27 protein-coding genes, 3 tRNA genes and 1 pseudogene are annotated in these 24,848 nt (G+C 68.6%); 7 read left to right on the plus strand and 24 right to left on the minus strand.

Annotated features, from left to right (window positions below):
- Positions 1-8 precede the first annotated feature (8 nt).
- From HH310_RS35910 to HH310_RS35940, 7 genes are all read right to left on the minus strand, one after another.
- Positions 9-404 carry a MaoC/PaaZ C-terminal domain-containing protein gene (locus tag HH310_RS35910; RefSeq protein ID WP_169180187.1) on the minus strand — a complete coding sequence of 132 codons (396 nt, stop codon included), beginning with the start codon at positions 402-404 and terminating at the stop codon, positions 9-11.
- Positions 401-853 (minus strand): MaoC family dehydratase N-terminal domain-containing protein, encoded by a 453-nt coding sequence (locus HH310_RS35915; RefSeq protein ID WP_169180188.1) that lies wholly within the window; start codon positions 851-853, stop codon positions 401-403. Before HH310_RS35915 ends, HH310_RS35910 begins: the two co-directional genes overlap by 4 nt.
- A 62-nt stretch (positions 854-915) precedes the next feature.
- Positions 916-1,083 carry a 50S ribosomal protein L33 gene (rpmG, locus tag HH310_RS35920; RefSeq protein ID WP_015618978.1) on the minus strand — a complete coding sequence of 56 codons (168 nt, stop codon included), beginning with the start codon at positions 1,081-1,083 and terminating at the stop codon, positions 916-918.
- Positions 1,084-1,188: 105 nt separating this feature from the next.
- Positions 1,189-1,261 (minus strand) — tRNA-Met (locus HH310_RS35925).
- 45 nt (positions 1,262-1,306) lie between these two features.
- Positions 1,307-1,379, minus strand: a tRNA-Thr gene (locus HH310_RS35930).
- Between the two features lie 94 nt (positions 1,380-1,473).
- Entirely contained in the window at positions 1,474-3,993 is a 2,520-nt protein-coding gene (locus HH310_RS35935; protein WP_169180216.1) for a bifunctional diguanylate cyclase/phosphodiesterase, read from the minus strand.
- 56 nt (positions 3,994-4,049) lie between these two features.
- Positions 4,050-4,193: a hypothetical protein gene (locus HH310_RS35940; RefSeq protein WP_169180189.1), complete on the minus strand. Its 144-nt coding sequence runs from the start codon at positions 4,191-4,193 to the stop codon at positions 4,050-4,052.
- 260 nt (positions 4,194-4,453) lie between these two features.
- Between HH310_RS35940 and HH310_RS35945 the strand changes: the two genes are divergently transcribed.
- Entirely contained in the window at positions 4,454-4,846 is a 393-nt protein-coding gene (locus HH310_RS35945) for a hypothetical protein (protein WP_169180190.1), read from the plus strand.
- 42 nt (positions 4,847-4,888) lie between these two features.
- Here HH310_RS35945 and HH310_RS45615 read toward each other — a convergent pair whose 3' ends face one another.
- The 3 genes from HH310_RS45615 to HH310_RS35960 all read right to left on the minus strand — a co-directional run bounded on the left by HH310_RS45615 (position 4,889) and on the right by HH310_RS35960 (position 6,608).
- Positions 4,889-5,698: a sulfurtransferase gene (locus HH310_RS45615; protein WP_312034545.1), complete on the minus strand. Its 810-nt coding sequence runs from the start codon at positions 5,696-5,698 to the stop codon at positions 4,889-4,891.
- A gap of 31 nt (positions 5,699-5,729) precedes the next feature.
- Positions 5,730-6,041 carry a hypothetical protein gene (locus HH310_RS35955; protein WP_169180191.1) on the minus strand — a complete coding sequence of 104 codons (312 nt, stop codon included), beginning with the start codon at positions 6,039-6,041 and terminating at the stop codon, positions 5,730-5,732.
- A 72-nt stretch (positions 6,042-6,113) separates the two neighbouring features.
- Positions 6,114-6,608, minus strand: a complete 495-nt coding sequence (locus tag HH310_RS35960; RefSeq protein ID WP_169180192.1) for a YajQ family cyclic di-GMP-binding protein — start codon at positions 6,606-6,608, stop codon at positions 6,114-6,116.
- 153 nt (positions 6,609-6,761) lie between these two features.
- On the opposite strand from HH310_RS35960, the gene HH310_RS35965 reads away from it, so the two are divergent.
- Both HH310_RS35965 and HH310_RS35970 read left to right on the plus strand, forming a co-directional pair.
- Positions 6,762-6,845: transfer RNA gene (locus HH310_RS35965), tRNA-Tyr, on the plus strand.
- Positions 6,846-7,238: 393 nt separating this feature from the next.
- Complete coding sequence (locus HH310_RS35970; protein ID WP_169180193.1) at positions 7,239-8,543, plus strand: hypothetical protein; 1,305 nt, start codon at positions 7,239-7,241, stop codon at positions 8,541-8,543.
- Positions 8,544-8,642: 99 nt separating this feature from the next.
- Here the strand turns inward: HH310_RS35970 and HH310_RS35975 are convergent, their stop codons facing one another.
- The 6 genes from HH310_RS35975 to HH310_RS35990 all read right to left on the minus strand — a co-directional run bounded on the left by HH310_RS35975 (position 8,643) and on the right by HH310_RS35990 (position 12,657).
- Positions 8,643-9,308 (minus strand): MOSC domain-containing protein, encoded by a 666-nt coding sequence (locus HH310_RS35975; protein ID WP_169180194.1) that lies wholly within the window; start codon positions 9,306-9,308, stop codon positions 8,643-8,645.
- Positions 9,305-9,853, minus strand: coding sequence for a GNAT family N-acetyltransferase (locus tag HH310_RS45620; RefSeq protein WP_312034546.1), 549 nt, complete (start codon positions 9,851-9,853; stop codon positions 9,305-9,307). The genes HH310_RS35975 and HH310_RS45620 overlap by 4 nt, the downstream gene beginning before the upstream one ends.
- Entirely contained in the window at positions 9,850-10,143 is a 294-nt protein-coding gene (locus HH310_RS44435; protein WP_248294753.1) for a hypothetical protein, read from the minus strand. The genes HH310_RS45620 and HH310_RS44435 overlap by 4 nt, the downstream gene beginning before the upstream one ends.
- A gap of 962 nt (positions 10,144-11,105) precedes the next feature.
- Complete coding sequence (locus HH310_RS44440; protein ID WP_248294754.1) at positions 11,106-11,525, minus strand: hypothetical protein; 420 nt, start codon at positions 11,523-11,525, stop codon at positions 11,106-11,108.
- 49 nt (positions 11,526-11,574) lie between these two features.
- Positions 11,575-12,117 carry an MsnO8 family LLM class oxidoreductase gene (locus HH310_RS44445; RefSeq protein ID WP_312034547.1) on the minus strand — a complete coding sequence of 181 codons (543 nt, stop codon included), beginning with the start codon at positions 12,115-12,117 and terminating at the stop codon, positions 11,575-11,577.
- A 66-nt stretch (positions 12,118-12,183) separates the two neighbouring features.
- Complete coding sequence (locus HH310_RS35990; protein ID WP_169180195.1) at positions 12,184-12,657, minus strand: GNAT family N-acetyltransferase; 474 nt, start codon at positions 12,655-12,657, stop codon at positions 12,184-12,186.
- Positions 12,658-12,732: 75 nt separating this feature from the next.
- Here HH310_RS35990 and htpX point away from each other — a divergent pair, with 75 nt between their 5' ends.
- From htpX to HH310_RS36005, 3 genes are all read left to right on the plus strand, one after another.
- Complete coding sequence (gene htpX, locus HH310_RS35995) at positions 12,733-13,653, plus strand: zinc metalloprotease HtpX (RefSeq protein WP_169180196.1); 921 nt, start codon at positions 12,733-12,735, stop codon at positions 13,651-13,653.
- Between the two features lie 65 nt (positions 13,654-13,718).
- Positions 13,719-15,026 carry an MFS transporter gene (locus HH310_RS36000; RefSeq protein WP_312034549.1) on the plus strand — a complete coding sequence of 436 codons (1,308 nt, stop codon included), beginning with the start codon at positions 13,719-13,721 and terminating at the stop codon, positions 15,024-15,026.
- A gap of 39 nt (positions 15,027-15,065) precedes the next feature.
- Complete coding sequence (locus HH310_RS36005; protein ID WP_169180197.1) at positions 15,066-15,512, plus strand: DUF1707 domain-containing protein; 447 nt, start codon at positions 15,066-15,068, stop codon at positions 15,510-15,512.
- Between the two features lie 14 nt (positions 15,513-15,526).
- On the opposite strand, the gene HH310_RS36010 is transcribed toward HH310_RS36005, so the two are convergent.
- Together HH310_RS36010 and HH310_RS36015 are read right to left on the minus strand one after the other, a co-directional pair.
- Entirely contained in the window at positions 15,527-16,018 is a 492-nt protein-coding gene (locus tag HH310_RS36010) for a hypothetical protein (RefSeq protein WP_169180198.1), read from the minus strand.
- Positions 16,018-16,401: a hypothetical protein gene (locus tag HH310_RS36015; RefSeq protein WP_169180199.1), complete on the minus strand. Its 384-nt coding sequence runs from the start codon at positions 16,399-16,401 to the stop codon at positions 16,018-16,020. The genes HH310_RS36010 and HH310_RS36015 overlap by 1 nt, the downstream gene beginning before the upstream one ends.
- Before the next feature lie 419 nt (positions 16,402-16,820).
- Between HH310_RS36015 and HH310_RS36020 the strand changes: the two genes are divergently transcribed.
- Positions 16,821-17,051, plus strand: a complete 231-nt coding sequence (locus HH310_RS36020) for a GntR family transcriptional regulator (RefSeq protein ID WP_312034550.1) — start codon at positions 16,821-16,823, stop codon at positions 17,049-17,051.
- 87 nt (positions 17,052-17,138) lie between these two features.
- Here HH310_RS36020 and HH310_RS36025 read toward each other — a convergent pair whose 3' ends face one another.
- The 6 genes and pseudogenes from HH310_RS36025 to HH310_RS36050 form a co-directional block, all read right to left on the minus strand.
- Positions 17,139-17,534: a hypothetical protein gene (locus tag HH310_RS36025; RefSeq protein WP_169180201.1), complete on the minus strand. Its 396-nt coding sequence runs from the start codon at positions 17,532-17,534 to the stop codon at positions 17,139-17,141.
- An 812-nt stretch (positions 17,535-18,346) separates the two neighbouring features.
- On the minus strand, positions 18,347-19,813 hold the full coding sequence (locus HH310_RS36030) for an NADH-quinone oxidoreductase subunit N (RefSeq protein ID WP_169180202.1): 1,467 nt from the start codon (positions 19,811-19,813) through the stop codon (positions 18,347-18,349).
- The gene (locus tag HH310_RS36035; protein WP_169180203.1) at positions 19,810-21,282 is read right to left on the minus strand and encodes a NuoM family protein; all 1,473 of its coding nucleotides are present in this window, start codon (positions 21,280-21,282) and stop codon (positions 19,810-19,812) included. Before HH310_RS36035 ends, HH310_RS36030 begins: the two co-directional genes overlap by 4 nt.
- Positions 21,279-23,159, minus strand: a complete 1,881-nt coding sequence (locus HH310_RS36040; protein ID WP_169180204.1) for an NADH-quinone oxidoreductase subunit L — start codon at positions 23,157-23,159, stop codon at positions 21,279-21,281. The genes HH310_RS36035 and HH310_RS36040 overlap by 4 nt, the downstream gene beginning before the upstream one ends.
- Entirely contained in the window at positions 23,156-23,521 is a 366-nt protein-coding gene (gene nuoK, locus HH310_RS36045) for an NADH-quinone oxidoreductase subunit NuoK (protein ID WP_169180205.1), read from the minus strand. Before nuoK ends, HH310_RS36040 begins: the two co-directional genes overlap by 4 nt.
- 623 nt (positions 23,522-24,144) lie before the next feature.
- Positions 24,145-24,675 (minus strand): annotated as a pseudogene (locus HH310_RS36050) (NADH-quinone oxidoreductase subunit J); the annotation flags it as partial.
- Positions 24,676-24,848 lie beyond the last annotated feature (173 nt).

The raw sequence follows: 24,848 nt of genomic DNA on the forward strand, positions 1-24,848 counted from the left end.
AACCCGCCCTACCGCTTCCTGATGATCGCTTGCGCCATCGACAGAACTTTCTCGCCGTTGCACGTGGCGGTCAGGACGATTTTGGTGTTTCCGTCCGGGGTGGTGTCGCGAACCTGGCCGGTCACGACGACCTCGGTGCCCTCGTCGGTGTCCGGCACCGGGACCGGGCGGGCGAACCGCACGCTGTACTCCACGACCGCGTGCGCGGCGCCCGCGTAGGCGGTGACGGCCCGGCCCACGAGGGCCATGGTGAACATGCCGTGGGCGATGACGCTGGGCAGCCCGAGGTCCACGGCGGCGCGGTCGCTCCAGTGGATCGGGTTGAAGTCGCCCGAGGCGCCCGCGTAGCGGATCAGGTCGGCGCGGGTCACCCGGAAGGTCTGCGGCTCGAGGGTCTCACTCACTGTTCGTCCGCCCTTTGCACGAGCTTGGACCAGACCGTGACGATCGGGTCGCCGCTCGCGTCGGTGACCTCGGAGCGGGTGGTGACGAAGTCCTGCCCGGCCCGCGAGGTGATCGTCTCGACCGAGTTCACGCAGACCAGCGCGTCGCCGGCGACCACCGGGCGGGTGTAGGCGAACCTCTGCTCGCCGTGCAGCACGCGCTCGAAGTCCATACCGAGGGCGGGATCGTCGATGATCTGCCGCCGGCTGGAATCCAGCGTCACCACGATCGGGAAGGTCGGCGGGGCCACCACGTCGGCGTAGCCGAGCGCACGCGCCGCCTCGGGGTCGTAGTGCTCCGGCTCGGTGGCGCCGACGGCGCGGGCGAACTCGCGGATCTTCTCGCGACCGACCTGATAGGGCTCGGTAGGCGGCCAGGTGCGGCCGACAAAGGACTGGTCAAGGGACATGGGCCACAAACTACTCTGCGCCGCCCGGAGGACCGGACGGCGCAGGGAGTGGATGCGTTTGATCAGCGAGTTTCGCGGTGCAGGGTGTGCCGGCCGTCCCGCGGGCAGAACTTCTTCAGCTCGATGCGGTCGGGGTCGTTGCGCCGGTTCTTGCGGGTGATGTAGTTCCGCTCCTTGCACTCCGTGCACGCCAGGGTGATCTTCGGACGTACGTCGGTCGCCTTGGCCACGACGGATGCCTTCCTGCTAACGGGATTACGTAACGACCAGCCAGCATATCCGGGCTGGAGGCCGACATGCAAAGTGGGACCCCGGGCTGGGATCCCTCTAGCAAGTAGCGGTGGCCGGACTTGAACCGGCGACACAACGATTATGAGCCGTTTGCTCTGCCAACTGAGCTACACCGCCGCGCCAGGCAAGCCCATCACCAACGGCGGGGAACGCACCCGGAAGAGCCCCCTTACGGAATCGAACCGTAGACCTTCTCCTTACCATGGAGACGCTCTGCCGACTGAGCTAAGGGGGCTTGCGCGCGATTCCTCGCTTGCTGCGCAGGGAACAGCCTACACGGCCGGTTGGCGGGGGTGAAATCGGATCCCCGAGTCTCGGAAAGATCCTGATCAGATCACCGCGCGGAGCCTCCGGACCTCTCCGGCGGGGGTCGATTCGGGCTCGGTCTGAGCGTTGAACCAGGCCTCCAGGCGCTCGTACGGGAGGGGGCGGCTGAACAGATAGCCCTGGCCGATCTCGCAGCCCATCTCCTCCAGCAGCTCGAGGGTGAGCTCGCTTTCCACGCCCTCGGCGACCACGGTGAGCCCGAATTCCCGGGACAGGCTGATCACCGCGCGCACGATCGCGAGGTCGCCGGAGTCGGTCGCCATGCCCTGCACGAAGCTGTCGTCGATCTTCACCTCGTGCACCGGCCACTGCCGCAGATAGGACAGCGAGGACGCGCCGGTGCCGAAGTCGTCCACGCTGAGCCGGACGCCGAGGTCGCGCAGCCGGTACAGCGTCGGCAGCACCCGCTCGATGTCGTTCAGCATGCCCGGCTCGGAGATCTCGAAGGTCACCTGCGCGGCGGCCACCCCGTACCGGGTGAGCATCTCGGCCACCTGATCGGGGAAGCGCGAGTCCAGCAGCGTACGGACCGAGAGGTTGATCGCGATGGACAGTGGCCGGTCGGCGTCGGCCCACTCACGACACCGGCGCAGGCCCTCGCTGAGCACCACCTCGGTCAGCCGGGACAGCTGGCCGGTGTGCTCGGCGACCGCCACGAAGTCCTCCGGGGCGACCTCGCCGTGCGCCGGGTGCTGCCAGCGGGCCAGGCACTCGACGCCGACCAGGTGACGGTCGGCGAGCGTGACCTTGGGCTGGAAGTAGACCTCCAGGTCGCCGTCGTCGAGGGCCTGACGCAGGTCGGCCGCGATGCCCAGACGGCGCACGGCGCGCGACTCCAGCGCGGGGTGGAACAGCTGGACGCCGTACGGGAGGACCTTGGCGGCGTTGGCGGCGAGCTCGGCCCGTTGCAGCAGCGTCTCCGGATCGGACCCGTGGTCGGGATAGACCGAGACGCCGACCGCGGTGTCGAGATCGAGGGTGAGCTTCTCGACCGTCATCGGGCCGCGCATCTGCTCGCGCATGGCCGTCGCCAGCTCGACCGTCGCGTCGATGCTCGCGGCGCGCAGCGTCACCACGAACTCGTCGCCGCCGATCCGGCCGACCAGCGCGCCCGGGTCGGCGATGCCGCGCAGCCGGCGGGCCACCTCGGCGAGCAGCTGGTTGCCGGCCGCGTGGCCCATCGACTCGTTCACGTCGCGCTGGCCGTCCACGTCGAACAGCAGGACCGCGACCACCTCGTCCTCGGCCCGGACCTTCACCGACTCGGCGAGCGCGTCGGTGATCCGCCGCCGGTTCGGCAGGGTGGTGAGCCGGTCGTGGTACGCGTCGTAGCGCAGCCGGTCGACCAGCCGCGAGTTTTCCACCGCGACCGCGGCATGCGCGGCGATGGTCTCGAGCACCTGGACGTCCGCGTCCCGGAACGTGCTGCCGTCGGCGAGCCGGTTGACCACCTCGAGCGTGCCGATCGTGGTCTGCCCGGAGCGCAGCGGGACGACGATCGCGTCCTTGGTCTTCGCCTCGCGCAGGGTGGGCCGCAGATCCTCGGTCCCGGCGAAGCGGGCACCCACCGCGATCGTGCGGGCCTCGGCGATCGCCCGCTCGCGCACGGCGATCGGGACCGGGGACAGATCGAGCAACGCCTCGTTGGCGACCTGCGCGGTGAGCAGCACCTCGGGGTGCCGGCCGGCGGGCGCGAGCCAGATCGTCGCGTACTCGGCACGCATCAGCACCTGGACCCGGCCGAGCAGCGCGTCGGCCAGGCCGTTGCCGCCCTCGTTGCGCACGGCCCGGGTGAGCTCGTAGACGTCGGCGAGGGTGCGGTGCTGGCGGAACAGTTCGGTGAACGAGCGGCGCACCAGGACCAGCACCACGAAGAGCACGAGCAGCGGGACGACGGCCCACATCGTGGCGTCGAGCGCGGCCAGGACGACCAGGCCGACCGCGACGTTGACGGCCGCGATCGCGAACATCGGCAGCCCGGTGCGCAGCGCGTCCTGAGCGGTACGAAGGTTCATCGCCACCGCCATCACGCCGGTGAGCGCGAGGAGTTCGACCAGCGTGCTGATCATGACGGCCGCGAACAGCACCGCACCGGCGACGGCACCGCTGTCGCGCACGTCCGGCAGGAAAGCCAGGAAGATCAGTGCCGCGGTGACACCAGCCGTCGATTTCGCGAGGTTGAACCACCGTTTGGTGGGCACCGCCGCGATGCGGAACTGTTTGATGAGGCTGGCCGCGCCGAGCGCCACGATGACCATCGGGGGCGGCAGGTAGAAGAACGCGAGGACCAGCGCGACCTCGGTGAGATAAATGTTGAACGCGGTGCGTCGCTGGAGTGTGAAGACGCCGAGGTACGAGATGACGAAGGCGCCGAACAGCGCCAGCCCGGGCAGCCAGGCCTCGTACCACCGGGGCTCGTTGACCCAGAAAGCAATGAAGGCGATGACCGTGAAGACGGCAAGCGGGCCGGTGATCAACCAGGCGTATTCAGCCGATCGACCCCGCGTCGCTCGCCCGACCATCACGCTCCCCCATCAATGAAGTGGCATGGCGACGAACAGCCCGTCGATGCGGACGATCAGCCCCAGTCGGTAACCTGAGTGGTCGCCTGAACAGCCGCGGGCTGGGCACCGTCATGGTGTTGCTGCGCGCTCACTCCGCCGAGGATGGCGGCGAGCACGAAAACCAGGCCGGCCAGACGACCCAGCTTCCTTGCAGACATGTGTCACTCCTGCGATGTATAACGCGCACCGGTGGGGGGTTCCATGATGGTGCCACACGCGGTGTGCGACGGGGAGTCTTGACCTGCGCGTCGAAGACGCACATACCGAAATCCTGACCGAACGGTTGAGCCACTCGCCGAATTCGACCTCGCAGAATTGAGGGCTTTGGGCCCGATTTAAGCGGAGAAATGAGGGCGATTCGCGTCCAAATCGTCAAGCCGGCTTGACGTCAAGGCTGCCTGACGGGAAACTTTGCGGTATGCCTCCTACGCCTGACGAACTGGAGCCGCAGCACACGCTCTCTACTGCTACAACGCGGTTCGACGAGCTTCGGATGCGCGACGCGCTCGCGTCGATGGCCGCCGAGTCGGGGCCGCTGAGCCGCGATGAGGCCCTGGAGATGCTGGCGCTGAGCGAGGTGGTGATTCGCAAGGCGGGGTACGGGCGGCAGACGATGGTGCGGGCGGCGCGCGGCGCGGGGGCGTCGTGGACGCAGATCGGGGCAGCGCTCGGTAGTAGTAAGCAGGCGGCCTGGGAAGCGCACAGCCGGTGGATCGAGGAGCAGGCGCGGCAGCACGAGCGGACCGGGGATGAAGGGTTCGACGCGGAGCAGGCCGACGACGCTCGCGGGGTGGCCGGGTCGCCGGATTAGTCCGGCGTCGGGCGGCTTATCCGACATGGCGCGCCGGCTGGATCAGTCGCCCACCGCGGCCGGGCGGTCCATGTGGCTGTACTGGGACCACGAACCCGGGTAAAGGCGGCCCGGGGCGAAGCCGGCGCGCTCCAGGGCCAGCAGGTTGTGGCAGGCCGTGACGCCGGAGCCGCAGTACGAGACGACGTCGGCGCCGTCCTTGATCCCGACGGCCTCGAAGCGGGCGCGCAATGCCGCGGGCGGGAGGAAACGGCCCGCGGCGTCGACATTTTCGCGGCAGGGGACGCTGCGGGCGCCCGGGATGTGGCCGGGGCGCGGATCGATCGGCTCGGTGTCGCCGCGGAATCGTTCCGGCTGGCGCGCGTCGATGACCACGTAGTTCTGGCTGGTCGCGTCGGTGAGCGTGGCCAGGCGGGTCGCGGGCCACGGGCGTACCGGGAACGCTTTTGAGGATTTTTCGGTTAAGTCGGTTTCGAGCTCGCCGTCGTAGGCCGTCAAGCCGCCGTCCAGCAGTGCGGCGTCGTGGCCGGTCGCGCGCAGCATCCAGACCAGGCGGGCGGCCATCACCCCGCCCGCGTCGTCGTAGGCGATCACCACGTCGTCGGTGCCGATGCCCAGCGCGCCCATGCTCGCGGCGAAATCGGCCGGATCGGGCAGCGGATGACGACCCTCCGCCGGCGAGGCCGGGGCGGCGAGATCATGCATGTCGACGAAGATCGCGCCGGGAAGATGGCCCTTTTCGTACGCCTCGCGCCCGCTGCGCCCATCGAGATAGAACCGGACATCGGCCAGCACGACGGGCTCCGAACGGTCACGCACCCACTCGGGGCTCACCACGGGTTCGATGGTCACGCTGCTTTATGTACCACCCGGGTGCTCGTGTTTATGTACCACCCGGGTGCTCGTGCGGGCGGCGGCCCCTCGGCCGGAACCGGACCACCGCAACGCCCGCCAGCACGATCGCGGGCACCGTGATGAATACCGTCACCATGCCGCGGTCCAGCCCGGTGCCGATCACGACCAGCGCCAGGGCCACGCCGAAGAGCAGGTGGTAATAGCCGGCGTCGCGTACGCACCGGAAGGCCCGCGCGGTCGGACCCGGCGCGCGGCCGGTGGCCAGCATCCAGACGCCGTAGCCGGCCAGGATCAGCCCGGCCACCGCGCCGACCGACATGGTCCACACACTGGTGCTCACCCCTCGAGTCTGCGGCCGGCACGCGGCTGATCAGCGTGAACGCGCAAATTGCACCCGAGGGGTGGGCCTGCCTCAGCGGTAGTTGGTGAACTGCAGGGCGACGCCGAAGTCCTCGCCCTTGAGCAGCGTGATCACCGTCTGCAGGTCGTCCTTCTTCTTGCCGGTCACCCGCAGCTGGTCGCCCTGGATCTGGGCCTGCACACCCTTCGGGCCCTCGTCGCGGATCTTCTTGCTGATCGACTTGGCCTTGTCCGTGTCGATGCCCTCGACGACCGTGCAGTCGATCTTGAAGGTCTTGCCGGACTGGCGGGGCTCGCCGGCCTCCAGCGACTTCAGCGAGATGTTGCGCTTGACGAGCTTCTCCTTGAACACGTCGAGCGCGGCGGAGGCCCGCTCCTCGGTCTCCGAGGTGATCGTCACGCCGGATTCACCCGACTTGGCTATCTCGGTGCCCGTGCCGCGGAAGTCGAACCGGGTGCTGAGCTCCTTCTCCGCCTGGTGGAACGCGTTGTCGACCTCCTGCCGGTCGACCTTGCTCACGATGTCGAAGGACGGGCTGGCTGCCATGATCAAGACTCCTGCTGGACTGGCGTCGGTCGGTGGGATGCCGGAAGCTGGTGTCACGGCCCCCGACATGCCGACCGTACCCGGTTGCGAAGACGATCGCGGGTACGGCTATCCTGTTCTCCGCTGCTGCGGGTGACCGCGGTGGTGTGCCCAGGCGGGTTGCCCGAGCGGCCAATGGGAGCGGACTGTAAATCCGTCGCGAAAGCTACGAAGGTTCGAATCCTTCACCCGCCACCAGGTGCACGACAAGGCCCCTCACCAGCCGGATCGGTTGGAGAGGGGCCTTTCTCATTGATCTGGCTAAGTGCGGCTCGCGGATTAAGGACAGACGCCGATTCGTTCAGGCGACCTGACTGGCGGAATGTGATCCGACGCCCGGAGCTCTACAGAGGCTGAATCGAACTCCGCGCGGCGCGGCCTTTCTGCTGCGCTCGCATAGATCGCCTCTCGGCCCTGCTGAACCATCTGTTTAGGCGTTGCGTTGACCGACATCATGATCTAACGTCCGTCTGCCCAATCAAGAATCTCCAACGGGGGTAACACGTGCGACGTCTCATTGGCGTCATCATCGGAGCTGCTGTCATATCGTCCACTGTGGCCGTTACGCCCGCTTTCGCGGCTGACGACGCAGTGACGGGTGCGTACTACCCGGTCGCTCCGGCCCGGGTACTCGACACGCGCAGCGGCCTGGGCGCGCCCAAAGCAGCACTGGGCGCAGGGAAATTCATCGATCTGCAGGCCACGGGCCGCGGCGGCGTGCCGACGGTCGGCGTGTCCGCAGTCGTACTGAACGTCACCGTGACCAGCGGCACCGCGTCCAGTTTCCTGACGGTCTACCCAACCGGGGCGGCCAAACCCACCACATCGTCCATCAACTTCCCCAAGGGCTGGACCGGGGCCAACTCGGTGACCACCGGAGTCGGCACCGGCGGCAAGGTGCGGATCTACAACGGAAACGGCGCCACGCAGGTGATCGCCGACGTTGTCGGTTTCTACGCGGCCGACAGCACCGTCCTTCCGCAGGCCGGACCGAATGATTCGGACTTCTACCCGATCACGCCGACCCGCTGGATTGACACCCGGGACGGCGGAGAGGGGGCCCGGCTTGGCGATGGCGACTACTACCAGCTCGGCTTCATCTTCGATCCGTCCGTCAACCCGTACGTCCGTGCGGTCGCGCTGAACATCACCGCGGTCAGCCCGACCGGGACCGGGTACCTGTCGACGTGGAACGGCGACGAGAGCGAGAGTTCGTTCCCGACGACGTCGACGCTGAACTACACCAGCGGGCACAACGTTCCCAACATGGCCATCGTCCCAACCTCGCCCTGCACGGCGGCTGAGACGTGGTGCGCAGACGAGAATGGGAACTTGGGCGTCAAGATCGGCGTGATCAACGCCGTCGCGGGTGGTAAGTCGACCCACCTCATCGTCGACCTCGTCGGCGCGTATGACAACTCGGCGCCCGGCCAGGGCCTTCGGTTCAAGCCGATCACTCCGCAGCGGATCACCGACACCCGCAGCGGCCTGGGGTACCCGACGGCGCTCGGGAAGGGCGTCACGGGCAACGTGACGGTGCCCGACAGCCTCACGCAGGCGTACGCACTCTCCACCAATGTCACCGCGGTCACGCCGACGGCCAACACCTTCCTGACCCTGTGGCCGAGTGGATTCGACCGGCCCACGGCCAGCAACCTCAACCCGACCCCCGGCCAGATCGTCTCGAACGCTGCGGTTGTGGGGCTGGGCGCGGACAACGCGTTCAACATCTACAACCTCGACGGCTCGACCAACGTGGTCGTGGATGTCAACGGCACCTTCCAGCCCCTCGCCACGGTGGGCGCCCAGGCGAAGGCGAAAGCCCAAGCCCGGTCCACCTCCGGCAAGGGCAGCCGGAGCGGCACGGCGGTCAACGGGCCGCACCGCACCCGCTGATCGCTTGAAGAAATGGCTCCGGCCGGGCCAAGCGTGGCCGGAGCCATCATGCGCAAAAGCCCGTCACTGCTGGTCGAGCAGTGACGGGCTTTTGGTCGTTCAGGACTGCCGCGTGAGCTTGGCGGTTACCTCTTGCCGCAGGTCGTCGGGCAGCTCGTTCGCCTCTAAGAGACGTGCCAGCGACTTGGGCTCGTGCATATAAATGTGGAACGCCTCGGCGATCGTCACGCCGTGCGCCGGGCGGTGCACGAGCTCGATCGGGTCGCCCGCGCGCAGGAAGCCCGCGGTGACGATCCGGAAGTAGGTGCCAGTGCGATTCGCCGCGGTGAAGCGCTTTGTCCAGCGCGGCTCGGCCATCCGGGCCTGGAACGTCGCGCACGGTATCCGCCCGAAGGTCGCCTGCAGCACGACCGTGTCGCCGATCCGCCACCGCTCGCCCACCACAGCGCCGCAGACGTCCATCCCGGACGTGGTCAGATTTTCGCCGAAGTAGCCGCCGGGTAGTTCGCGGTCGAGCTCCTTCTGCCACCAGTCGAGGTCTTCCCGGGCGTACACGTAGACGGCCTGGTTGTCGCCGCCGTGATGCTTGGTGTCGCCGATCGGGTCGCCGACCAGTCCACTGTGCAGGCCGGTGCGCTTCGGGCCGGGCGGGCGCACCTCGACCGCGTGCTCGACCGGCCGCTTGTCGATGCCGGTGACGGGCATGCCCTTCGCCGGGTTCGGGCGGGCGACGCCGATGTTCACCGAGAGTATTTTGCCGCTCATGACGAGAACTCCACTACGGTGCGATCTTCGACCGGTTGGTAGCCGAGGCGTGAGTACAGTCGGTTGCTGGTCGGGTTGGCGAGGTCGGTGTTGAGGACCACGTCGCGTACGCCGGTGGCCAGCGCGGCGCGCGTCGCCGAGAAGGTGGCGCCTGCGGCGTAGCCGTGTCCGCGCAGTTCGGGTGGCGTGTAGACGATCTGCACCCGGATCATGGCGGACGCCGGCCGCGATCGGATCGCCATTGACACCGGCTCGCCGTCATCCTCCCAGAGGGTGATGCCGCCGGACGCGAGCCGGTCGTCGGTGATCGCCGCGATGTCGCCGGGGCGTTCACCGATCTCGTGGTGGAACGCGCTGACCCAGCGGATCAGTAACGCTCGGTCGTCGGGGTGGGCGGGACGTGGCTTTCCGTGCGGCGGCGTAACGGGTGAGATCAGGGTTTCGAGCCGGTACAGCCGGGTGCGCCGGCCGATCGTCGCGATGGCGCCGGTCCGTCGTTGCCAGGCCGCGGCGAAATCGTCCGCGACATCGGCAAGAAGATTCACGCCATCGAGGAAAAAACCGACAAAATGCTGACTGCGTCTCGGACGGCCTCGGGCGGCATCTCACTGAAGATCATCGGGTGCGGCGGCGTCTGCATCAGTACGCCCGTGACGGTCCCGCCCGTGTGCCAAAAGCCGAAAACCGGACTTCCTTGCCCGTACGCCTGGAGGCCGCGCCGTCGCAACGTATCGATCAGCGTGAGGAGCACGGTGTGCTGGACCGGTCGGGACCGGAGGAACCCGCTCGCGGTGGTCTCGAAATGATCGACGTCGCCAGTCAGCTCCCAGACCATGCTTCCATCCTCGGCCAGCGGTGTGGGTGTGGCGAGCGATTATGCCCCCGAGTTCGAGACGGCCGGCCGCGGGCGCCGATACGGTGCGTGGCCTCCGTGCGTCATCGAAGACCCGGCCGCCGCAGAAGTCTCCCTCTACCCCGTCCGCAGCGCCTCCTCGCCGAACCGGCCGGGGTTAGGTCCGTGGTCGCAACCTGCTCGGGCCAGCTCTCGGACGGACGCAGCGGGATCGGGCGGACCTGCCACCGGCTCCCACCACCGACACCCTGTGTCAGGAGACCGCGCCAGCCACCGGCCACTCCACATCACGCCTCGTCGCGTGTCTGCGCACGGCACGTCTGCAAAGTTCCCGCCGTGGTGGCTGTCGCGTGCCACGCCGCAGGATCTCGGCTTGTCCGACATTTCCCTTCATCAGGGGCAGCCTCGGTGTCCGGGTGATCGCGAACTGCATGTTGCCCATGACCGAGCGCTTTATGTCGCCCTTGACCATATTCGAGGCGTCCGGTTCGCGGTAGCACGGCCGAGTTTTCGAGACCTTGGAGAGTTATGGCTCGTATGTGGGCGTAACTCTCCAAGGTCTCGGAATCAGCGAGAAAACCGTGGCCGCAAAAGGTGTTTAGCGGACGAATTGACCGTCCTCTTCGGACTGCCGCCCACGATGCGGTTAGTTTCGCTCAGATAGCGAGACAGCGCGATGCGCGAGCCGGAAGCGCCCGATTCAGCATCGCTCCGCCGGCCGGCAAAAGCGTTTCTTAGGGACTTAACAGACATCGCAATAGACGGCGGGCACGATCGGCACGGCTGTCACGACACAGGGTCCGGGCGCTCGCCACCGCGTGGCAAAGTGCAGGCGGGCACGCCGACCGGGGTGGGGCGACCGCTCGCCATCAGGTGGCCAGGCGCAGGCGGGTAGGCCGACCGGAGTCGCGCGAACGCTCTCGCCGCCGGGTGGCCCGGGTGAGTTAGGCCGCCCACGCCTCGGCGACTCGAATTAACGTGTCCTGGCGGGTGGCCGGGTCGTAGACCGTGCCGGCCAGGATCAGCTCGTTGGCTCCGGTGCGGTCGACCAGCGCGTCCAGGCCGGCCACGACCTCCTCGGCGGTGCCCGCGAACTGGGTGCCGGGGAGCGAGTCGAGCAGGCCGCGCTCGAGGTCGGTCAGCTCGGCCTTCGCCGCCGTCTCCGGGGAGACGATCGGGCCCAGCCGGCCGGTGCGCAGGCTGAGCGCCATGATACGGCTGGGGCCGGCCAGGTACCGCGCCTCCTCGGTCGTTTCCGCGGCGATCACCGACGCGCTGACCATGACGTGTGGTTCCGGGTGGTGCGGCGAAGGCTGGAAACCGGCGCGGTACAGGCGGAGCGCGTTGTCCACATCTGAGGTCATGGCGAAGTGGTAGGCGTAGCAGAACGGCAGGCCGAGGGCGGCCGTTCTGCTACGCCCCGTACGTGGAGGAACCCAGCATCCAGATCTGCGGCCGCGTCTCGGGCACCGGGGTGGGCTTGAGGCGCGCCGACGCGTCCGGCTCGATCCGCTCGTCGCCGAGCAGCGAGAGGACGGTCTGCAGGTGGTCGGGAAACTGCTCGACCGTGACGTACGGTGAGACGCCCCGCAGCGCGGCGGCGGTGGCCTGGTCGGTGCCCGGAGCGCGGCCGATGCCGAGATCGATGCGGTCGGGGTAGAGCGCCTCCAGCATGCTGAACTGCTCGGCGACCACGAACGGCATGTGGTTGGGCAGCATCACGCCACCCGACCCGACGCGGATCCTGGCCGTTTGCGCGGCGATCGCCCCGATGAGCACGGGCGGCGAGGTGGAGGCCACGGCCGGCATGTTGTGGTGCTCCGCCACCCAGAACCTGAAATATCCGGATTCGTCGGCGGTCTTCGCGATGTCGAGGGTGCTGCGGAGGGCATCGGCACTGGAATATCCGTCACGAACCGTAGCGAGATCCAGAACGGACAGTGGCACGCGATTCACCACTCGACCTTATCTCGCCGCGCAAAACGCACATTTCACCCCAGCCCGGAGGAAGCCAGCCAACTCCTATCCGAGGCGGAGGATCGCTTCCGCTATGTCGGCGCGCCGAGCCGCGGCGTAGGAGACCTCGGTCCCCACCTGGCGGAAACCCGCCTTCTCCAGCACCCGGCGCGAGGCCACATTGTCGAGCGCCGCTCTGGCATACAACGGGCGTACCTGGATGATTGTCAGGAAAAGGGTCAAAGCCTCGGTTGCTATGCCAAGACCCCAGAGCTTGCGGTCTATCCAGTACGTGATTTCCGTGTCGCCGACCATCACGAAGCTGGCGATCATGCCGGCGAACGCGCCGTCGTAGGTGACCGCGCGGGTGGTGACCTCCGGGTCGGCGCGGATGCGGGCCTGGTGGGCGTCGAAGCGTACGCGGTCTGTCGGGTCGTCCGGGGTGAAGGCCGCCATCGAGACCGAATCCGGGTCGCTCATCATGCGGAACAGCTCGTCGTCGTCGCTGTCGTCCAACGTGCGCAGGCCGATCACGCCCATGAATATCGCCTCCGGTTCTCGCAGCCTGTCTTCAGGCAACTCACAGTCCCGTACGGATGAAATCTTGGCAGGGCGATGTTTCATAGATCGCGAGGCCTTCCCGGCCCGCATCTCGAAGGAGTTCCTGTGCACAGCCATCACAACGGCCTCAAGACGGCCGCTCTGTTGGGTCTGCTCTCGGCGTTGATCCTGGCACTGGGCTACGCGTTCGGTGGCAGCGGCGGTCTGATCTTCGCCGTCTTCCTCTCGCTGGCCTTGAACGCGGGCACCTACTTCTTCTCCGACAAGCTCGCGCTGCGTTCGATGCGCGCGCAGCCGGTGAGCGAGGCGGAGTTCCCCGCGCTGTACCAGATGGTCCGGGAGTTGTCCTCGTCCGCCGGGCAGCCGATGCCGAAGCTGTACGTCTCGCCGACGATGCAGCCGAACGCGTTCGCGACCGGGCGCAACCCGCAGCACGCCGCCGTCGCGGTGACGCAGGGCATCACGCAGATCCTCGACCAGCGTGAGTTGCGGGCCGTGATCGGTCACGAGCTCAGCCACGTCTACAACCGGGACATTCTGATCTCGAGCGTGGCGGGCGCGCTGGCCGGCATCATCACCAGCCTCGCGCACCTGGCGATCTTCCTGCCGCTCGGCGGGGGCGACGATGACGACCGGAACCCGGCCGCGTTCCTGGCGATGCTGATTCTCGGCCCGCTGGCCGCGATGATCATCCAGATGGCGATCAGCCGGAGCCGCGAATACCAGGCGGACGCCGACGGTGCCAAGCTCAGCGGTGACCCGCTGGCGCTGGCCAGTGCCCTGGAGAAGATCTCCTACGGTGCGCAGCGGATGCCGCTTCCGGCGCAGGGTCAGCTGACCAGTTCGGCGCACCTGATGATCGCGAACCCGTTCCGCGCGGGTGGCATCTCGTCGCTGTTCTCCACGCACCCGCCGATGGAGCAGCGCATCGCCCGGCTGCGCGAGCAGGCCGGCGCGATCCAGTATCGTCGCTGATCTCATTGATCTCGTGAGGGGTCGCCCGGCCGGGCGGCCCCTCATCACTGTGCGGGGAGTCTGCGGTGCGTCACTATCTCGACGTATGGCGGATGCCCGGCGGGCGGACCCTGCTGAGCATCGGGATTCTGGCGCGTCTCGGCATCGGCATGGTCCCGTTGGCCTTGCTGCTTCTGGTGGAGCAGACCACCGGCCGGTACGCCCTGGCGGGGCTCGCCGGCGGGGTCTATGCCGTGGCTGGGGCGTTGGTCAGCCCCGTCGCCGGACGATTATCGGACCGGATCGGCCCGTCCCCCGTTCTGCTCGTGACCGGGGTGGTGCATCCGTTCGCGGTGGGCGGGCTGGTGCTGGCCGGTGAGTCGCTGCCGTGGATCTTCGTGCTGACGTCGGTCGCCGGGGCCAGCTATCCGCCGACCAGTTCCGCGGTCCGGCGTGCCTGGTCCGACCTGACCGGGCCGGGCAGCGGGTATCACGCCCTTCGCGGTGCGGCGGTGGCCGCCGAGACGTCACTGTTCGAGCTCGTGTTCGTGGCCGGGCCGATCCTGGTGGCGGTGTTCGTGGTGCTTCCGGGTGGGCCCGCGTCGGCTCTCGTCAGTGCGGCCGTCGTGACCCTGGTGGGCACGCTGTGGGTGGCTCGGTTGCCGGTGATGCGGCATCGGGTTCGGTCCGCTGCGCACACCGCGGCGCGTGGGCTGGGGCCGTTGACGGCGCCCGGCTTCGCGGCCCTGATGGTGGGGGCGCTCGCGCTCGGCCTCTCGTTCGGGGCGGCCGGGGTGATCGTTCCGGCGTACGCGACGCAGCACGGTGCCGGGGAAGGGCTGGGCGGCGTACTGCTGGGAATCTGGGGAGTGGGCAGTGCCTCCGGTGGCATCTGGTTCGGTACGCGGCGGCCCTCGATGCCGTTGCCGCGGCAGTTCGGGCTGTTGCTGGCGGCGGTGGCGCTCAGTTTTCTGGTGCTCGCGTTCATGCCGTCGCCGCTGTACCTCGGGGTGGCGCTGGTGATCGGCGGCGCGACCATCGCCCCGGCGCTGACGGTGACCAACAACCTGGTGTCGCGCCTGGCGCCGCCCGGGATGGTGAACGAGGCGTACACGTGGGGGGTGACCGTCTCGGTCGGGGCGAGCGCGGCGGGCGGTGCGATCGCGGGGTCGATCGTCGATCGGCCGGGCGGGTTGCCGTGGGCGTTCGTGTTCCCGGCCGCGGTGCTGATGGCAGCCGGGCTGCTCGCGCTGGTGCCGGGCGGGCCGGTCAGCCGGGCCGACCGGATGGCGACGGACCGGCTCCGGGAGGCCGTGCTCGCCGGCGACGGTGCGCCCGAAGCCGTCGCGGGATCAGGGAAAACCCCTCTCCCCACGGGCGAGCACCTCGGTTAGCCTCGGGTTCGGGGCCCGCATGCGTGGTGAGGAGTGTCGATGCCGAGGGAAGTCAGGACCGACGTCGAGACGCTCCGCGCCGCCGACATCGACCGGCAGAAGATCGCCGAACAACTCAAGGCGGCGCTCGACGAGGGGCGGCTTTCGCTTCACGAGTACGACGATCGGGTGCGCGAGGCGTACGGGGCGAGCACGTACAAGGAGTTGCTCCTGCTCGTGAGCGATCTGCCCAGGCCGGGGTTGAGCGCCGAGGAGGTGCGGGCGGAGGCGCGCCGCAAGGCGAGGAAGCTGCCGACCGCGATCATGGTGCTGTGGACGATCTGGTCGGCGTTCGCGGCGGTCAACCTGGTCGTCTTCGGCATTTTGGTGGCCACGGTGGACAGTTACATCTATCCGTGGCCCGTTTGGTTGCTGGTGCCGGCGGCAGCGCTCGGCGTGGCGACCCTGGGGACACAGACAATCCGGGCGCAACAGAGGCGGCGCTGACCGCCACGCCGCCCTCAGGAAGTCACGAGCTGGCGGACCACGGTCTCCGCCTTCTGGTACACCTCACGCCGAGACGATGCGAGGTCCTCGCGGAGGACGAGCGTCAAAGACTCGGACACGAACTCAAGAAGCGGCTTGAGGATTTCAGCCTGGTGCAGGCCGGCCGGAATGTTCCACTCGCGTTCGAACACGAGCCGATTCAGGTTTGCCACCCCGACGGTGGCAAAGCGCGATCGCGTGGACCGAAACACAATGCCGTCCAGGAGCCCCGGGCCCTCGTCATCTTCGACATTTTGTTCGTCTTCAGGAGCCAGCGGCACGTACAGCCAGAAGGAGATGTCTCCGGTATAGCCCACAGCGCGCCAGAACATGTGCGTTTCACCCAAGCTTCGGAAAACTCCGAGAGTTGGCACGCCGTTGTAGCGGTCGTAAATCTCCAGTTCCTCGATGGCCGCGAGCGGAGCCCAAGCCAGGTTCCCGAGCTCCGGTACCACACCACTACTCATCAGTCCTCCTCAGCGCAAGTGAAGCACTGGTCAAAGGATGAAGCCATGGCCTGGTCCCACTCCTTGAGACCCTGAGCGTCGCTGGGCGGGAAGACCGAGACATGCAGCGCGTTTCCGCGGGTGGGCGAGTGCTGGACGTCGAAGTCCGCCTTCCGTAACTGACCAACCGTCGTATACCGGGCGGCTGCCCACGGGGGCGCTGTCTTGGTGACAAGGAGCGCGGCAGCCATCGGTGTCTGACGCCCCAAGATCAAAGACATCTCGATCTCACCTCTCTCCACCCGCAATGCGTTGCGGAATTCCTCACCTTCCTCCCCAAATTGCGTCAGCTCAAGATCGTCGGACAAATCCTGAACCGCGGCGACGCTGCCCTTACTCGGCACACCTCACCTCTACTGTCCCATCGGCAACTAGTCGCACGAAGTTACCGAAACAAGCCACGGAGTGAGTGTCCGGTTTTTGACACTGCACGGTATTCCGATTTCCTTGGCCTACGGGCGCCGCGGAGGCTCACACGCACTGATGGCACATCAGTGGTGGGCCGAATACGAATTCGTGGCGGACCGCACGTCATCGGTTAAGCACGGCACCCCGTGCGTAGAGTGCGCGGAGATGGAGGCCCGGAGCACTACGACTGCTTCGGGCCTCCGTCTTGACCACGGGCGTATCTGCCATCCGCCGCGCTGTCTGGTCGCCTAAGTGCCAACCAAGGTGACCCACTAGCAACCTGCCATAGCTAGCTTTGGCTAGTCAAGAGCTAGCTATGGGTGATCTACTCGGGAGGCCAACCGAGGAGACCATCGTGCCGCCGCGTTACCGATACGAAGAGATCGCCGACGACCTGCAAAAGCGGATCGAGGCCGGCGAGTTCCCGCCCGGCGCCCGCTTGCCGAGTCGACGAGAGCTGACCGCCCACTATGAGGTGACGGCGCCGGTCATCGACCGGGCAATGCAGATCCTCCGGGTCAAGGGCATCACAGAAACGCTCGCCGGTGTCGGCGTGTACGTCCGCGACGCGTCCGAAGGTTCCTAGGGTGGCGCCGCCGTAACGTGCTGGTCAGGTGTGCAGGCTTGTTGGCTGAGTAGGCCGAGGCCGCCATCGAGAAGACGAGTGTCGACGCTAGCGCCGGATACGGATCACCCGCCGTGCGCCACTTCTGCGTGAAGATCGAGTGAGCCACTCTGAGATTCGCGGCCGTCGGCGGAAGAGATCCCGGAAGCCCACGATCGTGGCAGCCGACCTGATCTCAGTGATCGGCAGATCCGGCACCAGCTCTTGCTCGAGACGCGCGAAGGCGTCCCGGGCTGTCAGCGCTCCGGCCACGACCAACGGAACAGCCAACGCGGTGGCAAGAAGAAACCAACTGCTCAGGTCGGCGTAGGCCACGGTCAGTCCCGAGACGGCAAGCCAGGCGAAGCCACCTAGATAGAGCCGGGCTGCCCGAAGCACTTGCGGATAGGCGTCCGCGTGCCGGACCATGTCCCACCCTTGATACGGCTGTTTACCGACCGTCATGCCGTGTCCAAATCTCGGGCCGATCAAATCCTGCACATTGAAGCAGGGCGACGCTCATAGTCGTCGCGACGATGTAAGCCCTTCGGTCGAGCGCGAACCTCTAGACGCGAGTCAGTTGGCCGTACGCGATCACCGATCTGATCGCCGTCCGTCCGCCAGCCCCCGCCACCCCCGTCTCATATATCCGACATTTCCTGAAATCCGTCGTATCGGCTGGGCCGCTGGACGGGTCGGCTCGGCGTGCGGCCGCGCGGCGCTTCCATTCCGTGGGACGGGAGACCGCCTGCTGAGACCGGCGCCCGCATCATGGACCCATCGTCCGCGATGTGGGACTAACGTCCACTGTAGAGAGTATCTTTGTCATGTAACGAGGCTTTCGTCCGGCAGATTTTTCCGGCCGAATGTGAACCTTGGAGAGTTATGGCTCGTATGGGCCTGCGAAAAAATAACTCGTAGTTTCGCGTTTTGTACCGATTTATCCCATTGCGGCTGGCTGACCAGCGGCTTTGTCGGAAGTCATCTGTCCAGTGAAGACGTCCAGGCTTGGCGAACGCGCAGGTAACGAAGCTGCCTTAGCAGATCGAATGGCCGAAATCAGCAACACGCCGAGTTAATTCCGTACGCGCACTATGTGGGCACAACCCTCCAAGGTTCAGAAAAATCCACGATGTGACCGCAGCGTCCCACATAGCGGGACCGCCCAGCCACGAACTGCCACAGCGCCTCAGCTCTGGCACCACCGCAGCACCGCAGCACCGCAGCACCGTGACCAGATCACTCACCGCCTACCACCACGGTTAGGACCTACTCGTCTAGGTCAAGGCTCCGAAAAGGATCTGGGGGGCGAAACCCAACACCACCGCCACCGCCGCGGCGCCGAGCAGGGCGGCAACCACTGGGCGGGTCACCTTGCGGGGCGGGTGGGTGGCCGCCTCCAGCAGCTCCGGGTCCGCCACGGCGATGCCCACCTGCGGCGGGGCCGAATACAGATTCGCCGCCACCCGCACGTAGTACGCCAAGCCGATCACGGCGTTCAGGGCCACCACCCCGGCCAGCCAGCCCCATCCCTGGTCGATCAGCGCGTCCACCACCGTCACCTTGGCGAACAAACCGGCCAAGCCCGGTGGCAAGCCCGCCAAGCCGGCGAGAGCCAGCACCATCCCCGCACCCAGCCACGGTGACCGGCGGCCCGCGCCCCGGTACGCCAGGATGTCGCCGCCGTCGGCGCCCGGGGCACGCAGGGCCGTCACCACGCCGAACGCCAAGAACTCCAGGACCATGAAGAAGACCGCGTACGCCGCGGCGGCCTCGACGCCCGCCGCGCCCAGCGCCAGCGCCGCCAGGATGTAGCCGGCCTGGGCGATCGAGGACCAGGCCAGCAGGCGGACCATGCGGGTCTGGCGCAGCGCGACCAGGTTGCCGATCGTCATCGTCAGGACGGCCAGCACGGCGGTCACCACGTCGGCGTCCAGGCGGGACACGATCGCTGCCAGGGCCACGATGCCGCCCAGCTTCGAGGCGGTGGAGAGGTAGGTGGCGATCGGGAGCGGCGCACCCTCGTACGTGGGCGGCGCCCAGGCGTGCAACGGGACCGCGGCCACCTTGAAGGCGAAACCGACCACCATCAGGCCGACCCCGGCGGCGGCCACCGGCGCGGTGACGCCCGAGCCGGGGACCAGGCGATCCAGGTGCAGGGCACCGGTCGCGGCGTAGTTGAGGGCCGCGCCCAGCAACGCGATCGCCGTGGACACGACGCTGATCAGCAGGAACGTCACCGACGCCGAGGCCGGTGCGGTCGAGACCCGCTCGCCGGGGGCGTAGCGGCGCAGGCCCACCAGGACGTACAGCGGCAGGGTCAGCGTCTCCAGGCCGACGATCAGGGTGATCAGGTCGCCGGCGTAGCCGATCACGACGCCGCCGGCCATCGAGCTGGCCAGCAGGAAGCAATACTCGCCGACGGGCGCGGTGCCGAGCCGCAGCGACGGGATCGACAAGGCCAGTACGCCGATGGTGAGCAGGGCGAACACCACGGCGGCGACCATCGCCAGCGGGCTCGGCACCCAGGAGCAGGCGCCGCCGCCGGGGAGGCAGAACGTGCCGGGCCGGTTGCCGCCGACCACGATCGCGCAGACGACCGTGGCGAGTCCACCCAGGACCAGCGAACCGTAGACCGCGCCGCGCCGGCCGATCAACAGGTCGGCCAGCAGGACCAGGACGGCCGTGCCGGCGGCGGCGTACAACGGCAGCAGCGATATCTGGTCGATCGTCTGGGCGCTCATCGCAGGACTCCGGTCAACGCTTGCATCGGGTCGGCGGTGGCGGCCAGGACCAGCGCCGGCACCAGGCCCACGGCCAGGACCAGGACGACGAGCGGGGCCCAGGCCGTCCACTCGGGTCCGGCGATCGCGGGACTCAGCTTGAGCACCACCGGGCCGGCCGGTCCGTGCGACACCTTGCGCAGCAGGCGCAGGAAGTACGCGGCGGTCAGCGCCCCGCCGACCGCGGCCAGCACGCCGAGCGTGGTCCACAGGCCGCCGCCCCGCTCGACCGAACCGACCACGGCGAACGCCTCACCCCAGAAGCCGGCCAGGCCGGGCAGGCCGAGCGAGGCGATCGCGGCGAACCCGAGCAGGCCCGCCAGGCGCGGTGCGGTCTCGCGCAGACCGCCCAGGTCGGCCAGGTTGCCGGTGTGCGCGCGGTCCTTGAGCGCGCCGGCCAGGAAGAACAGCAGGCCGGTGATCAGGCCGTGGGCGATGTTGCCGAGCAGCGCGGCCTGCAGACCGGTGACGGTCAGGGTGGCGATGCCGAGCAGCACGAAGCCCATGTGGCCGACGCTGGAGTACGCGATCAGCCGTTTCAGCTCGGTCTGCCGTAGACAGATCAGTGCGCCGGCCAGGATCGCGGCGGCGGCCAGGATGCCCAGCACCGGTGCGGCCCAGTGGGCGCCCAGCGGGGTGACGCCGACACCGATGCGGATCAGGCCGTATGTGCCCATCTTCAGCAGGACGCCGGCCAGGATCACCGAGCCGACCGTGGGAGCCTGGGTGTGCGCGTCGGGCAGCCACGTGTGCAGCGGCCAGAGCGGCGCCTTCACCGCGAACGCGACGGCGAACAGGGCGAACGCCGCGTACTGCGTAGATCTGCTCAGCCCGTTGCCGCCGGCCAGCTCGCCCATGTCGCCGGTGCCCGCGGCGACCGTCACGGTCAGCACGCCGAGCAGCAGTAACACCGAGCCGAACAAGGTGTAGAGCACGAACTTGCGCGCCGCCGGCCGTCGGTCCTCGCCGCCCCAGCCGGCTATCACGGCGTACATGGGAAGCAACACGACCTCGAAGAACAGGAAGAAAAGCACGAGGTCGAGGGCGAGGAAGGTGCCGAGGATGCCGACTTCCAAGACCAGGAGCAGGGCGGCCAGCGTACGTCCGGAGCCGCCCTCCGGCACATTCCAGACCGTGTACGCGCAGCAGAGCAACGTGAGCAGGGCGGTGAGTACGATCAGCGGGTAGGAGACGCCGTCCACGCCCAGGTGGAACTCGATGTTGAGCGCCGGCACCCAGGAGTGGTCGGTCTCGGTCCAGAAGCGCCCGTGGCCGCGGTCCAGGCCCAGCGGGAGCACGACGAGCAGGTTGATCGCGGCGAAGACGGTGGCCACGATCCGGGCGCCGCGATCCGAGGCGTTCGGCAGCAGGGCGACCACTAACGCGCCGAGCGCCGGGACGACCAGCGCCGCGATCAACAGGCCGGTCATGTGGAGACTCCGACGGCTATGGCGCCCAGCACGAGAGCGCCGGCGAAGAGGACCAGGGCGGCGCCCGGCAGAGCGATCCGGTGGGCGGCGTTGAGCAGGCCGCCGAGTCCGCTGGTCGTGGTGCCGGAGCCTTCCACGGCCGCGTCCACGACGTGCTCATCGGTGGCGGTGATCAGGTTTCCGAGCGCGCGCACCGGGCGCACGACCAAGCGGTCTTGAAGATTGTCCAGGTAGAACCCGTGCTCGAAGACGCGGCGGGCCGGGCCCAGGGCGAGGGCCGGATCGACGCCGGGCACCGCCGTCCAGAGCCACCACGCGGCGCCGGCCCCGGCCGCGAGCAGGACCAGGGGCAGCACGATCGCGACGTCGAGGTGCGGTTGGTCGAGCTCCAGCGCCGTACGGAAGCCGGGGGCGTATGCGGCGAAGCCGAGCAACGCGGCCGGAATCGTCAGCAGCAGGATCGGCCACCGCATCAGGCCGGGCGGATCGTGCGGCTTCGCCGGACGGTGGTAGCGGGCGTCGTCGAAGCCGATCTCCCACTCCGGCCCGGCGCGCGACACCCCGAAGAAGGCCCGCAGCAGCAGCCTCGTGGCGTACCAGGCGGTGATCGAGACGGCGAACAGCGCGGACAGCCAGACCACCCAGCCCACCCAGATCGGGGCCGGTCCGCCGCCGCTCTCGGTGGCGTGCGCGGCCGCGGTCAGCACGTTCTCCTTGGACCAGAAACCGGCCAGCGGGGGCACGCCGGCCAGCGCGCCGAGACCGATCACGAAGGACCAGAAGGTGACCGGCATCGACCGGCGCAGGCCGCCCATCCGGGACAGGTAATTGGTGCCGACCGTGTGGATCACCGCGCCCGCGGCGAGGAACAGCAGCGCCTTGAACGCGGCGTGGGTGAGCAGGTGGAACAGCGCGGCGGCGGGCGACCCGACGGCGAGCGCGCCGGTCATGTAGCCGATCTGGCTGACCGTGGACCAGGCCAGGACGCGTTTCATGTCGTCCTGGGAGGTGGCGGACAGGGCGCCGAGCAGGATCGTGATCGCGGCGGCGACGCCCAGGACGGCCAGCGCGGTGGGCGACTGCTCGTAGAGGGGGTACAGGCGGAACACCACGTAGACCCCGGCCGCGACCATGGTCGCGGCGTGGATCAGGGCGGAGATCGGGGTGGGGCCGGCCATCGCGTCCGGCAGCCACGTGTGCAGCGGGAACTGGGCGCTCTTGCCGGCCACCCCGGCCAGGATCAGCAGCAGGGCGGCGGTGTGCGGCGGCTCGGTCAGCAGCACGCTGATCCGGGACGTGCCGGCGTCGATGATCAGCAGCGCGACGCCGAGCAGGAAGCCGACGTCGCCGACCCGGGTGACCAGGAAGGCCTTGACCGCGGCGGCGGGGGCCTCGGGCAGCCGGCGATCGTGGCCGATCAGCAGGTACGAGCAGGCGCCCATCACCTCCCAGCCGATCAGCACGCCGATCAGGTCACTCGAGGTGACGACCAGCAGCATCGCGCCGGTGAAGAGGCTGACCTGGGCGGCGTACGGGGCGTATCGCGGATCGTCGTTCAGGTAGGCCACCGAGTAGATCTGCACGAACAGGGCGACCACGCCGACCGCGATCGCGATGTAGAGGGCCGCGACACCCGCCGAGAAGCCGTACGTGATGTCGATGCTGCCGAAACTCACCCAGTGTTGACTGAACTCCAGCGGCTTGTGCGCGAAGAGCAACAGCAGCAGGGTGACGAAGAGTGACGCCGCGGCGCCGAAAATGCCAAGAGCGGCAGCCGTACGCCTCGGCTCCCGATCCCCGGCCGGCAACAGTAAACCGACAAGACCGAGAAGCAGCGGTACGCCCGGGATCAGCAGCCCGGTCGCGCCGGTGCTCACGACGCCGCCTGTTCGGGGTCGTCCAGCGCGATCTCGTCGAGGACGACCGCGCGACGCAGCCGGTAGTACTGCAGCACGATGGCGAGGCCGACGCCCACCTCGGCCGCGGCCAGCACGATGATGAACAAGGCGAAGACCGCTCCGGCTCTCGGCTCCGGCGGGACGTTCGCCCAGGCCTCGGGCTGCACCCCGGCAAGAGTGTTGGTGACCGACGCGTCGGCCGCGACGAGGATCAGGTTGACGGCGTTCAGCATGAGCTCAACGGCCATGAGCACGAGGATCGCGTTCCGCCTGCGGAGGACGCCGTAGACACCGAGCCCGAAGAGCAGGGCGGCGATCACGTACGGGATGACCGCGTGCATCAGGCACCCTCCGGCTCGTCGGTGTCCGGGGCGTCGGGGGTGGCGTTCGGGGCGGGCCGGTCGTCGGGGGTGGCGCTCGGGAGGGCGGGCCGCGCATCGGGGGTGGTGCTCCGGGCGAGCCGCCCGTCAGGGGTGGCGCTCGGGAGGGCGGGCCGGTCGTCGGAGCCGGCCGGGAGTGCGCTTTGCTCGCCAGTGCCTTCCGGCGTTCCCGCCGGGTTGCCGCCTGGTAGCCCGCTGGGGAGCGCACGTCCTCGCGCGGCATCACCCCGCCTCTCCCCCACGGATATTTCCGATTTATCGGGATTTTTGCGGGAGGGTGAAGCTTCGATTGCTGGCTGGGCCGGGCCCGGGCGGCTGGTGCCCTCGATTACGCGGCTTGCCTGGGGATCTTGGGTGAGTGGCTCCTCGCCCAGCGCGGGGCGGCGGTCGCCGGCGCCGAAGATGATGTCTCGGGCGCGGTCCTTCAGGGGGTCGGGGGGCTCCTCGGTGGCGACCGCGCTGTCCGCGGCGGCACGGTCGGCCTCGGCCTGTTCGCGGACTCTGGCCTGGGCGGCGGCCTGCCGGGCGGCGATGCGTTGCAGGCGGGCCTTGACCTCATCGGTCTCGTCGACCGGGCCGGGGGGTGGCACGGGCTCGCCCGCGGGTTGCGGTCCGGGGCGGGCGCCCAGGTCGGGGCGGGACAGGACGATCGCGCCGACCAGGGCGGCCAGCAGCAGGATCGAGATCACCTCGAACGGCAGGACCCAAGCTCCGAAGAGCTGCTCGCCGACGCGGCGGGCGGTGCCGGGCGGCGGCAACTCGTATCTGGTCCACCGGAACGCGTCGACCAGCAGGGCGGTCAGTCCGAAGCCCACTCCGGCCCCGATCAGGGCTGCCGGGCCGGCCGGGCGGTCGAGGTCGGCGGACGGGCCGATCGGTGCGCGGGTCAGCATCACCGCGAAGAGCAGCAGGACCACGACCGCGCCGACGTAGACGAGGACCTGCACCCAGGCGACCAGTTCGGCGCCGAGGACGAGGTAGAGGCCCGCGTTCGCGCCCAGGCTCACCACCAGGTAGAAGCCGGAGCGGACCAGGTGGTCGCTGGTGACGACGAGCGCGCCGGCGCCGACCGCGATGACGCCGAGGGCCAGCATCAACGCGTCCGCGACCGTCACCGGTCCCGCTCCGGCCCGTCGTCGGGGCTGGTCGAAGGGGCCGGCCGCGGCTCGGAGTCGGTGGACGGCGGCGCCTGGCGCGCGGAATCAGTGGTCGGAGGTGGGGCCTGACGCTCGGAATCGGTAGCCGGGCGCGGCGCCTCACGCTCGGAATCGGTAGCCGGGCGCGGCGC

Origin of the sequence: Actinoplanes sp. TBRC 11911 (genome assembly GCF_012933445.1) — a bacterium.
Classification (GTDB): domain Bacteria; phylum Actinomycetota; class Actinomycetes; order Mycobacteriales; family Micromonosporaceae; genus Actinoplanes.